The 11,246-nt window shown below is 67.1% G+C and carries 9 protein-coding genes, 1 tRNA gene and 1 pseudogene; all 11 read left to right on the top strand.

Annotated features, from left to right (window positions below; genetic code table 11):
* Positions 1–15 precede the first annotated feature (15 nt).
* The 11 genes and pseudogenes from ASC46_RS03815 to cas2 all read left to right on the top strand — a co-directional run bounded on the left by ASC46_RS03815 (position 16) and on the right by cas2 (position 10,926).
* Positions 16–471: a GNAT family N-acetyltransferase gene (locus ASC46_RS03815; protein ID WP_055457995.1), complete on the top strand. Its 456-nt coding sequence runs from the start codon at positions 16–18 to the stop codon at positions 469–471.
* Positions 472–511: 40 nt separating this feature from the next.
* Positions 512–2,389 (top strand): single-stranded-DNA-specific exonuclease RecJ, encoded by a 1,878-nt coding sequence (gene recJ / locus ASC46_RS03820; RefSeq protein ID WP_055457996.1) that lies wholly within the window; start codon positions 512–514, stop codon positions 2,387–2,389.
* An 86-nt stretch (positions 2,390–2,475) separates the two neighbouring features.
* Positions 2,476–2,551: transfer RNA gene (locus tag ASC46_RS03825), tRNA-Glu, on the top strand.
* 211 nt (positions 2,552–2,762) lie between these two features.
* A complete protein-coding gene (locus ASC46_RS03830) occupies positions 2,763–5,084 on the top strand; it encodes a CRISPR-associated endonuclease Cas3'' (protein WP_055457997.1) in 2,322 nt (773 codons plus the stop codon).
* Between the two features lie 365 nt (positions 5,085–5,449).
* Entirely contained in the window at positions 5,450–6,148 is a 699-nt protein-coding gene (gene cas5c / locus ASC46_RS03835; RefSeq protein ID WP_055457998.1) for a type I-C CRISPR-associated protein Cas5c, read from the top strand.
* A gap of 58 nt (positions 6,149–6,206) precedes the next feature.
* A pseudogene (gene cas8c, locus ASC46_RS03840) lies at positions 6,207–7,981 on the top strand (type I-C CRISPR-associated protein Cas8c/Csd1).
* A complete protein-coding gene (gene cas7c / locus ASC46_RS03845; protein WP_055457999.1) occupies positions 7,978–8,931 on the top strand; it encodes a type I-C CRISPR-associated protein Cas7/Csd2 in 954 nt (317 codons plus the stop codon). The pseudogene cas8c and the gene cas7c overlap by 4 nt, the downstream one beginning before the upstream one ends.
* A 6-nt stretch (positions 8,932–8,937) precedes the next feature.
* Complete coding sequence (gene cas4, locus ASC46_RS03850) at positions 8,938–9,615, top strand: CRISPR-associated protein Cas4 (RefSeq protein WP_055458000.1); 678 nt, start codon at positions 8,938–8,940, stop codon at positions 9,613–9,615.
* Entirely contained in the window at positions 9,612–9,809 is a 198-nt protein-coding gene (locus ASC46_RS21835) for a CRISPR-associated endonuclease Cas1 (RefSeq protein ID WP_276200399.1), read from the top strand. The genes cas4 and ASC46_RS21835 overlap by 4 nt, the downstream gene beginning before the upstream one ends.
* Positions 9,810–9,852: 43 nt before the next feature.
* Complete coding sequence (cas1, locus tag ASC46_RS03855; RefSeq protein WP_276200400.1) at positions 9,853–10,626, top strand: CRISPR-associated endonuclease Cas1; 774 nt, start codon at positions 9,853–9,855, stop codon at positions 10,624–10,626.
* A 9-nt stretch (positions 10,627–10,635) separates the two neighbouring features.
* Positions 10,636–10,926 (top strand): CRISPR-associated endonuclease Cas2, encoded by a 291-nt coding sequence (cas2, locus tag ASC46_RS03860; RefSeq protein WP_055458001.1) that lies wholly within the window; start codon positions 10,636–10,638, stop codon positions 10,924–10,926.
* Positions 10,927–11,246 lie beyond the last annotated feature (320 nt).

Raw genomic sequence — 11,246 nt, forward strand, 5'->3', positions numbered from 1 at the left:
GGTGGAGGAGGCCTGATGTCCGACGTTGGCATTGTCGTGCGGCCGTTCGCGGCCGTGGACCGGGCGGCGTGGGAACCGCTGTGGCAGGGGTATCAGGCCTTCTACCGCATCTGCCTGCCGCCGGCGGTGACGGACGGCACCTTTGCGCGCATGCTCGATCCCGCCGCGCCGATCCATGGCCTCGGCGCCTTCGTCGACGGAGAACTGGCGGCCATCGCGCACTACGTCTTCCACGCCACGACGTGGAGCCTCGCCCCGCGCTGCTACCTCAACGACCTCTTCACGGCCGAGACTCATCGGGGGCGAGGCCTGGCGCGGCGGCTCATCGAGGCGGTCTATGACGCGGCGCGCGCCGCCGGGGCGGAGCGCGTCTACTGGCTGACGCACAAGGATAATGCAGCCGGCCGGGCGCTGTACGACCGCGTGGCGGAGGATGCGGGCTTCATCCAGTACCGCAAGGCGCTGTCCTGAAGCGGTTGGCCCGCCCGTTTGCACCGTGAATAATCGGGCCATGAGCGAATCATCCCTCGCGCGGGCTCCCGTCGATTCCGTAGACAGTCCCGCGGCGGCGTCCCACGCGCCGCGCCCCTTTCTCGGCGTCTCCCGCTCGGCGCTCGGCCGCATGTGGCGCGACCGCTGCGACGAGGTGCAGGCGCTGCAGGCCCTCGCCATGGTGCAGCAGCATGGCCTGCCGGACATGGTGGCGCGCGTGCTCGCCGCGCGTGGCGTCGCCGCTGGCGATGCCGTTCCCTTCCTCGAGCCGCGCCTGCGCGACCTGCTGCCGGACCCTGCCGTGCTGCGCGACATGGAGGCCGCCGTTACGCGGCTCGCCGCCGCGGCGCAGAGGGGCGAGCAGGTGGCGATCTTCGGCGACTACGACGTCGACGGCGCCTGTTCGGCCGCCCTCATCGGCGGCTTTCTCGGCCGCTGCGGCGTTCCCTACGTCATTCACATCCCTGACCGGCTGACGGAAGGCTACGGGCCCAACACGGCGGCCGTCACGGCGCTGCGGCAGGCAGGAGCGCGCCTTCTCGTCACCGTCGACTGCGGCACCGCGAGCCATGCGGTCTTCGCCCATGCGCGCGAACTCGGCATGGATGTCGTCGTCATCGACCACCACCAGGCGCCGACGGATCTGCCGCGCGTCGAGGCCCTCGTCAACCCGAACCGGCAGGACGATCTCTCCGGCCTTGGCCATCTCGCTGCGGCGGGGGTGGTCTTCCTCGTGCTCGTCGCGCTCAATCGCGCGCTGAGGGAGGCCGGATTCTGGCGGGCCGACCGGCCCCAGCCCGATCTTCTCGCCGAACTCGACCTCGTAGCGCTGGCGACCGTGGCCGACGTCGTGCCGCTCAAGGGGCTCAACCGTGCCTTCGTGCGCCAGGGGCTCGCCGTCATGCGCCGGCGCGGCCGTGCGGGGCTGACGGCGCTGATGGATACGGCCGCTTTGTCCGGGCCGCCCGAGTCCTGGCATCTCGGTTTCCTGCTCGGGCCGCGCATCAATGCCGGCGGACGGATCGGCGATGCCGCGCTCGGCGCCCGGCTTCTCCTGACGCTCGACGATGCCGTGGCGCGGGAGACCGCGGCGGAACTCGACCGGCTCAACAAGGAACGCCAGGCCATCGAGCTCATCGCCGTCGAAGAGGCGATGGCGCAGGCTGACATGGCGCTCACGGCCGATCCCGACCGGGCGGTGCTTGTGGTGCACGCACCGGACTGGCACCCCGGCGTCGCCGGCCTCGTCGCCGCGCGGGTGAAGGAGCGTTTTCAGAAGCCCGCCTTCGCCTTTGCCGCCAACGGCGACGGGGGCCTCACCGGCTCCGGCCGCTCGATTCCCGGGGTCGATCTCGGCGCTGCGGTGCGCCGGCTGGTCGAGGCGGGGCAGGTGGCGAAGGGCGGCGGCCATGCCATGGCGGCCGGCGTGACGCTTAATAATGACAGCCTGCCGGCCTTCACCGAGGCCATCGACGCCCTGCTGCGCGACAGCGTCGTGGCGGCGGGAGCGGACACGGCTCTCCTGGTCGACGGGGCGATGACCGCCGCCTCCGCCACGGTGGAGCTGATGGCACGGCTCAATGGGGCAGGTCCCTTCGGCTCCGGCCACCCGGAGCCCGTCTTCGCCTTTCCGCATCACATCCTTACCGAGGCGGCCGTCGTCGGTAACGGCCATGTGCGCCTCAAGCTGCGTGCCGGCGACGGCAGCCAGGTCGGCGGCATCGCCTTCCGCGCCGCGGACCAGCCGCTCGGCCGCGCGCTCCTTGCGGCGCGCGGCGAGCGTATCCACGCTGCCGGCAGCCTCGCCATCGACCGCTGGGGCGGGGCGGAGCGCGTCGACCTGCGGGTCACGGACGTGGCGCCCGCCACGCCCGGCAAGGCTGTGGATGGGAACTGATCCACCGTTCTTCCCCGGCGGTTGTGCTTGCCGCGGCCGGCGAACCGCTCTATATGTCGCGCCGCTACCTCGCCTCGCGAGGCCGCGCGCCCATCGTCTAGCGGTCTAGGACGTCGCCCTTTCACGGCGAAAACAGGGGTTCGAGTCCCCTTGGGCGCGCCACTTCAGCGCTTGCCGCAGCCGTGTGGCCGTTTTCGACCCCATCCGCTTCAGGACGGGCTTGCTGCAGTGCGCAAGAACGCTTGCCACTCCGCGCCGCATCATCTGTTTGCACTCTTGGGCCCCTCCCGGCGAGGCGCGAGCGCGTCGAGGGCATCGATATCACCGTCATCCAAATCTGTGCAAACTGGAGCCGGGCACGGGGAGGTGACAGATGTACTATGCGCATTCGACGGAGGACGAGTTTCGCCGCAATTGGCAGCCGCTGCGCCAGCATCTGGAGGAAACGGCGGCCCGTGCAGCGGCCCATGGTGCAGCCTTCGGAGCAGGCAAGGCGGCAGGGCTCGCCGCGCTCCTGCATGATGTCGGCAAGTATTCGCCGGACTTTGCGGCCCGGCTCGAGGGCGGCAAGACGAGGGTGGACCACTCGACGGCGGGGGCTGCCCTCGTCCTGGAACTCGCCACGGGCAACGACCGTCTCATGGCGGAGATCATCTCATACGCCATCGCCGGTCATCATGCCGGCCTGCCCGACAAGCGGGGGGAAAGTCTCGCTGCCTTGAGTGACCGGCTGACGGGTTTTTCGCACGCCAGGCTCGACCCTGTCTGGCGCGAGGAACTGGCGCCCGACGCGAGCGGCCTCCTGCCGGCCTTCTCTTGGGAGCCGCCACCGGCGCGCGAGGCGACACATCGCGAAGTGGAGGCTTCCCGAGCGCGGCTCGCCTTCCAGTTCGCCTTTCTCGGCCGCATGCTCTTCTCCTGTCTCGTCGATGCCGACTTCAAGGACACCGAGGCCTTCTACGGTCGCGTCGAGGGGCGACAACTCGAGCGTGAATGGCCAGCGTTGCAGACGGTCCTTCCGGGCCTGCTGGCCGCCTACGAGCGACGGATGGGGGACCTGCGCAACAGCAATTCGGAAGTGAACAGCGTCCGCAGCGCGGTGCTCGACCACGTGCGCAGCCGTGCCGGCGAGGCGCCCGGCCTGTTCACGCTCACCGTGCCGACCGGGGGCGGCAAGACACTCGCTTCGCTCGGCTTCGCGCTCGATCACGCCCGGATCCACGGGCATCGCCGCATCATCTACGCCATTCCCTTCACCTCCATCATCGACCAGACGGCGGAAATTTTCCGGGATATCCTGGGCGCGGCGGTGGTGCTCGAGCATCATTCGGCCATCGACTCCGGTCGGCTGCGGCGCGAAGAGGCGCGCATGGCGGACAGTGATGCCGCGAGCCGGGACAAGCTGAAGCTGGCGATGGAGGACTGGGCCGCACCCGTCGTCGTCACCACGAATGTGCAGCTGTTCGAGAGCCTGTTTGCCGCCCGGCCGTCGCGCTGCCGCAAGCTGCACAACGTCGCCGGCAGCATCATCATCCTCGACGAGGCGCAGACCTTGCCGCGCCCGTTGCTGGCGCCGGCCGTGGCCGCGCTTCGGGAGCTCGCCGCCAATTACCGCTGCAGCATCGTGCTGTGCACGGCGACGCAGCCGGCGCTCGATGCCGACAGGTTCCCGGCCGGCCATCCCGTCGGCCTGCCGCTCGCCGGCCGGGAACTGGCGCCCGAGCCGCAGGACCTGGCCCGCAAGCTTCGGCGCGTGACGCTTCGCTTCGCCGGCGAGATGGACGATGCGGCGCTCGTCGCCGCCCTCATGGACCAGAGCCAGGGCCTCGTCGTCGTCAATAGTCGCAAGCATGCCCTTGCACTCTATCGGTCTGCGCAGGCCGCGGGGCTCGACGGAGCTGTGCATCTTTCGACCCGGCAGCACGCCGTCGACAGGCGCGCCATTCTCGCTGAAATCCGGCGGATGCTGATGGAGGGGCGTCCTTGCCGTGTCATCGCCACCTCGTTGGTGGAAGCGGGTGTCGACCTCGATTTCCCGAAGGTCTGGCGGGCCGAGGCAGGGCTGGATCAGGTGGCGCAGGCGGCCGGCCGCTGCAACCGGGAAGGGCGGCGGCCTCTGGAGGAGAGCATCGTCACGATCTTCACCGCGCCCGACCATCCTCCGCCGTCCGAGATCAAGAGTCTGAGCGGCGATCTCGGGCGCATGGCGGACAAGCACGAGGATCTCCTGTCGCCACAGGCCATGGAGGATTTCTTCGGCGAGGTCTACTGGCGCGTCGGCCCGGAGGGGCTCGACAAGGAGAAGATCCTGTCGCGCTTCCGCATGGGCCCGGGCCGTGGCGGCATCGAGACGGACTTTGCCTATCGCACGGTGGCCGAGAAATTCCGCATGATCGAAAGCGGCATGGAGCCGGTGATTGTGGCGAATACGCCGGAGGCGCGGGAGATCGTGGACAGGCTCGGCGTCGAGACCATTCCGTCCGGGACATTGGCGCGACAGGTGCAGCCCTATGTCGTGCAGGTGCCGCCTCAGGCGCGGATCGCGCTGATGGCAGCCGGTCACGTTGCCTTCCACGCCGAGAAGCTTCGCGCCGACCAATTCGCCGTGCTGGTAGCGGACAGCCTGTATCGGCCCGATGTCGGCCTTTTGTGGGACGATGCGGACTATCTCCGGCCGGAGCAGTGGATGGTATGAGGACAGGTGCGCTCCATGTGCGACAGTCCGCATTCCGGTTAGAGAGAGCTGCCAATCCCTTCAGCATCGGACAAACGCCCATCAGGGAACCCGAGCCGACGCCGCTAGGATATCGGAAATGCTTGCATGGGCCGCCACGGCGCGGTTTACTTTGTGCAGCAAGCGCTTTCTTTCTTCATCGTTTCGCGGTTCTATTGATATGGGGCGATTCAAGGTATTTATTGGAATGAAATGCCTGAATAGAGATATATGATAAAATAAAAAAGTTTTAAAGGAAGTCAGTACTGAGTCAAAATTCGTCCGTCCATGCGTAATCTGCGGGGGTGTTCAGTTCACGTAAGTCTATAGTGGGTTGGGGGGCAATCGTGGCTTATGGAATTCGTCTGCACGTCTCGGGCAATTACGCCTGTTTCACTAGGCCGGAGACCAAGGTTGAGCGCGTTTCCTATGACGTGATGACCCCGTCGGCGGCGCGCGGCATTCTGGAATCGATCCACTGGAAGCCGGCGATCCGCTGGGTCATCGACGCGATCCATGTGCTGAAGCCGGTCCGGTTCCGGTCCATCCGTCGCAACGAGGTGGGCAGCAAGATCCCTGCCGGCACGGTGAGGGCGGCCATGAACCGGGGCAGCCTGGCGGGCCTTGCCCTCAAGGTGGAGGACAGCCGCCAGCAGCGTGCCGCCACCGTCCTCGTCGACGTCGCCTATGTCATCGAGGCTCATTTCGTGCTGACGGACAAGGCCGACGGCGACGAGAGCGAGGGCAAGCATCTCGACATCTTCAACCGCCGGGCCGAGCGTGGCCAGTGCTTCCACCAGCCTTGCCTCGGCACGCGCGAGTTCGCCGCCGCCTTCTCCCTCATCGCGCCGGATGCGCCGATGCCGGCGCCCGAGCCGGAACACCGGACAGACGACCTGGGTTTCGGCCGGCCGCGCGATCTCGGCCTGATGCTGTGGGACATCGACCATCAGGCGGCGGGGCGGCCGTCGCTGTTCTTCCGCGCCCGGCTCGACAACGGCGTGATGCGCGTGCCCCGTCCCGGCTCGCCGGACATTCTGCGCTGAACCTTTCGTGGCCCGCCGCCCGTGACAGGGCGTGGGCGCAAGGATTGCGAAGGTCCCCATGAGCATTCTGGCATCCCTCGCCAAAGCCTACGACCGGCTTCCGAACGTGCCGCCCTTCGGTTTCTCGACCGAGAAGATCGGCTTCGTCATCTCGCTGAACGAGGACGGCAGCGTCGCTTCCGTCAGCGATCTGCGCGACGGGACGGGGAAGAAGAAGGTGCCGCGGCTGATGCAGGTGCCGCAACCGGTGAAGCGCACCGTCGCCATCGCGCCGAATTTCCTGTGGGACAAGACCTCCTACCTGCTCGGCGTCACGGCTGGCGAAGGCAAGCGGACGGCGGACGAGCACAGGGCTTTTTGCGAGATGCATCGCGGCGCCCTGGCCGGCACCGCCGATCCCGGTCTCCTGGCTCTTCTCCGCTTTCTCGACCAGTGGTCGCCTGAGCGGTTCACTCAGCCGCTGTGGCCGGAGGAGATGAAGGATCAGAATGTCATCTTCGCGCTCGAGAGTGAGCGGCTGCAGAATATCTACCTGCACGACCGGCCCGCCGCCCGGGCGCTGTGGGTGGACGTCGGTGCGCGAAACGGCGACACCGAGGCGGTGTGCCTCGTCACGGGCACGATGGGCCCGATTGCGCGGCTGCACCCGGCGATCAAGGGGGTGTGGGGCGCGCAATCGTCCGGCGCCTCCATCGTTTCCTTCAACCTCGATGCCTTCACCTCCTACGGCCACGAGCAGGGGGAGAACGCGCCGTGTCCGAGGCAGCTGCCTTCAAATATGCGACGGCGCTCAACGCCTTCCTCGCCGACGACAGGCATCGCATCCAGATCGGCGATGCCTCCACGGTCTTCTGGGCGGATGCTTCGGATGCGCAGGTGGCGGAGGCGGCCGAAAGCTTCTTCAGCGCCTGGTTCGCATCGCAGCCGGACGAGGGGATCGAGGCCGGAAAGGTCGGCGATGCTCTCGGGCGCATGCGCCGTGGCATCCCGTTGAAGGATATCGAGCCCAAGCTCGCCGAAGGCGTTCGCTTCTATGTGCTCGGTCTTGCCCCCAATGCGGCGCGCCTGTCCATCCGCTTCTGGCTGGAGGACGATTTCGGCCGGCTCGCCGGCAATTACGCGCGCTTCGTCTCGGACATGGCGATCGAGCCGCCGCCGCGCGACGGCTATCCCCCGCTCTGGCGCTATCTCGCCGAGACGGCGGTGCTCGGCAAGCGCGAGAACGTGCCGCCCAATCTTGCCGGCGAGTGGATGCGCGCCATCCTCACCGGCACGCCCTATCCGCTGACGCTGCTCGCGACCGTGCTGATGCGCATCCGCGCGGACGGGGAGATCAATGCGCTGAGGGCCGGCATGCTGCGCGCGCTCCTCGTGCGCAATTTCGACATGGATCCCGCACGGACCGGGGCATCGGACAAGACGAAGGAGGCACCCGTGGCGCTCGACCCGCACAACAGGAACAAGGGCTATCTGCTCGGGCGGCTCTTCGCCGCCTACGAGCATGCGCAGATGGCCGCACTCGGCCGCAACGTCAACGCCACGATCAAGGACAAGTTTTACGGCGCGGCCTCCGCACAGCCGCGGAAGGTCTTTGCGCTCTTGGAAAAGGGATCGGCCAATCATCTGTCCAAGCTCGGCAAGCAGCGGCCGGGCCAGCGCATCTATCTGGAGCGCATCATTGGCGACATCCTCGAGGTGATGGATCCATCCAATGACCCGTTCCCGCCGTCGCTTTCGGCCGCCGAGCAGGCCCTGTTCGGCCTCGGCTACTACCACCAGCGCAACGAATTCTTCCGCAAGACCGATACCGTCACCGAGGAGGCCGCCCAATGACCGCGCTCGCCAATCGCTACGATTTCGTTCTCCTGTTCGATGTCTCCAAGGGCAATCCCAACGGTGATCCCGACGCCGGCAACCTGCCGCGCCTCGATCCCGAGACGAACCATGGGCTCGTCTCGGACGTGAGCCTGAAGCGCAAGATCCGCAACTATGTCGAGCTCGCACGTGATGGCGCGCCCGGTTGCCATATCTATGTGCAGGAAGGCGCCATCCTCAATGAGCAGCATCGCAAGGCCTATGTGGCGCTGCGCCCGGACGACGAGAAGGCGAAGAAGGAGGGCAAGCTCAACCCGAAGAATGACGAGGAAGCGCAGCGGCTGCGCGATTTCATGTGCCGGAACTTCTTCGACGTGCGCACCTTCGGCGCCGTCATGTCCACGGGCATCAACTGCGGCCAGGTGCGTGGCCCCGTGCAGATGACCTTCGCCCAATCCATCGAACCCATCGTGCCGCAGGAAATCTCCATCACGCGCATGGCCGCGACCAACGAGGCAGAGAAGAAGCAGCGGGCGGAAGGCAGCGAAGAGGACAACGGGCGCACCGACAACCGCACGATGGGCCGCAAGCATATCGTGCCCTACGGCCTCTATCGCGCCCATGGCTTCATTTCCGCCAAGCTCGCCGAGCGCACCGGCTTCGGCGAAGCCGATCTCGACCTCCTGCGCGAGGCCCTCGTCTCGATGTTCGAGCATGACCGCTCGGCCGCTCGCGGGGAGATGGCGTCGCGCAAGGTCATCGCCTTCAAGCACGCCAGTGCCCTTGGCAATGCGCCGGCCCATGCCTTGTTCGATCGCGTCGAGATTGGCCGCAACATCGCCGGCGAGCTCCGCAAAATCGACCGGCAGATCGACAACTATCCGCCGGCTCGGGCCTTTTCGGACTATGTCGTGACAATCAACCGCGCCAACCTGCCGGAGGGCGTCGAGGTCATCGAATGGCTGTGATGCCTCATGGCTGATGACGGCCTGCTGCAGCCCGACGAACGGGACGCCGAGCCCATTCCGCTCTCGGCGCTCCAGCATGCCGTCTATTGCCTGCGGCAGGCAGCGCTCATCCATCTCGAACGTCTGTGGGCAGAGAACCGCTTTACGGCGGAGGGGCATGTAATGCACGTCGCTTCTGGCCGACCGGACAGCCGCAGGGCGCGGGGTGTGCGTCGCGAGACGGCGCTCGCCATCGCCTCGCGCCGGCTCGGCATCGCGGGAGTTGCTGATCTCGTCGAGTTCCATCGCGGCCCCGACGGGGAGATTCCTTATCCGGTCGAGTTCAAGCGCGGCAGGCCGAAGTTGCATCGCGCCGACGAGGTGCAGCTCTGCGCGCAGGGCCTGTGCCTCGAGGAGATGACCGGACGGCCGGTGCCCGAAGGGGCCCTCTTCTACGGAGAGACGAAGCGGCGCATCGCGGTGCCCTTCGACGCTGACCTGCGCCGCCTGACCGAGGAGACGATCGCCGACCTGCGCCGGATCTTCCGCAGCCTTGCGACACCGAAAGCGGTCTGGCGGGCGGAACGTTGTCGCGCCTGCTCGCTCATCGAACTGTGCCGGCCCAAGGCCGGCAGCCGCTCGGCTCGCGCTTGGCGAGAAGGCATGGTGGCGTCGCTTCTCGACGGACAAGGGGGTGCCGGTTGAAGAAGCTCCTGAACACGTTCTACGTCACGACGGAGGGCGCGAGCCTTAGGAAGGACGGCGAGAATCTCGTGGCGGAGATCGAGGGCACCGAGCGTGCACGCGTGCCACTGCATATGCTGGCTTCGGTTGTGACCTTCGGCGCCGTCTACATCTCGCCGGCGCTGATCGGAGCTTGCGCGGCAGCGGAATCGTAGCGGGCGTTTCCAGGCCTGCGTCGAAGGGCCTGTCGCCGGCAATGTGCTGCTGCGGCGGGCGCAGTATCGCGTCTGCGATACGCCGCTCGACATCGTTCGCAGCCTGGTGCTCGGCAAGACTGCGAACCAGAGATCCGTCCTGATGCGGGCCGTGCGTGACTATGGCGAGGAACTTGCGCCCGAGCAAAAGCAGCGCATGGCCGCGGCGACGGATCGCCTTGCGTCCATCCTGCGCAGGATGAGCCAGTCGGAATGCGATGTCGAGACGCTGCGCGGGGCGGAGGGGGAAGCCGCGAGCCTTTACTTCGGTGTCTTCGATGTCCTCATCCGCTCGCCGGACGCGCAGATGCGCTTTCATGGCCGTTCGCGCCGGCCGCCGCTCGACCCCGTCAATGCCCTGCTGTCCTTTCTCTACACCTTGCTGACCCACGACTGCCGCAGCGCTGCGGAATCGGTGGGCCTCGATCCGGCCGTGGGTTTTCTGCACCGCGACCGCCCCGGACGACCGAGCCTCGCCCTGGACCTCATGGAGGAATTGCGTCCGGTCTTGGCCGATCGTCTGGCGTTGTCGCTCGTCAACCGTCGCCAGCTGCGCGCGCGGGATTTCGAGATACGCGACGGCGGAGGAGTTTGGCTGACGGAAGAGGGGCGCAGAACCGTCCTCACTGCCTGGCAGGAGCGCAAGAAGGAGGAGCGGCGCCATCCTTTTCTGGAGGAGATGGCACCGCTCGGCCTGGTGCCCTATCTGCAGGCCCAGCTTCTGGCCCGGCACCTGCGCGGTGACCTTGACGCCTATCCGCCGTGGCTATGGAAATGAGGCAGGTCGATGATGGTGCTGGTGACCTATGACGTAAACACCTCCGAAGCGGGCGGGGCAGGGCGGCTCCGGCGCGTGGCACGCGCTTGTCGGGATTTCGGCCAGCGGGTCCAATATTCCGTCTTCGAGATCCAGGTCGACCCGGCGCAGTGGACGTTGCTGAAGGCGCGCCTTGAGAAACTCATCGAGCCCGAACGCGACAGCCTGCGCTTTTACTATCTCGGAGCCCATTGGCGCCGACGTGTCGAGCATGTGGGGGCGAAGCCGACCCCCGACCTCGATGGGCCCCTGATCGTCTAGCCGAGCGGGCTTATTCGCAGCCGCGTGCAGCGGCGCCGCCTGTGCGGTGCGAACCGCAAGCGTGCCGGCAAAACCCGTCCCGTTCGCGCAGGCGTCAATTCTCTGACATCGTTGATCTTCTGTTCCGGCGGAAGAAAGATTGCGGGTCGATCTGCCCGGACCGGAATGGGATACGCGATCAACGTTCGCTTTCGCGTGCTATCGCAATTGGATAACAATGAGGGAGTCGCTCCCTACGCGGGGGCGCGGATTGAAACCTCGCCCTCTGGCGGCGGCACGCCCGGCGGCAGCGGTCGCTCCCTACGCGGGGGCGCGGATTG

Source organism: Chelatococcus sambhunathii, assembly GCF_001418005.1.
Classification (GTDB): domain Bacteria; phylum Pseudomonadota; class Alphaproteobacteria; order Rhizobiales; family Beijerinckiaceae; genus Chelatococcus_A; species Chelatococcus_A sambhunathii.

Bases quoted from the DNA above. Each gene is read 5' to 3' on its own strand.
- cas2 (WP_055458001.1), top strand. From the start codon at position 10,636: ATGATGGTGCTGGTGACCTATGACGTAAACACCTCCGAAGCGGGCGGG.
- cas7c (WP_055457999.1), top strand. From the start codon at position 7,978: ATGACCGCGCTCGCCAATCGCTACGATTTCGTTCTCCTGTTCGATGTC.
- cas4 (WP_055458000.1), top strand. From the start codon at position 8,938: ATGGCTGATGACGGCCTGCTGCAGCCCGACGAACGGGACGCCGAGCCC.
- recJ (WP_055457996.1), top strand. From the start codon at position 512: ATGAGCGAATCATCCCTCGCGCGGGCTCCCGTCGATTCCGTAGACAGT.
- ASC46_RS03815 (WP_055457995.1), top strand. From the start codon at position 16: ATGTCCGACGTTGGCATTGTCGTGCGGCCGTTCGCGGCCGTGGACCGG.
- ASC46_RS03830 (WP_055457997.1), top strand. From the start codon at position 2,763: ATGTACTATGCGCATTCGACGGAGGACGAGTTTCGCCGCAATTGGCAG.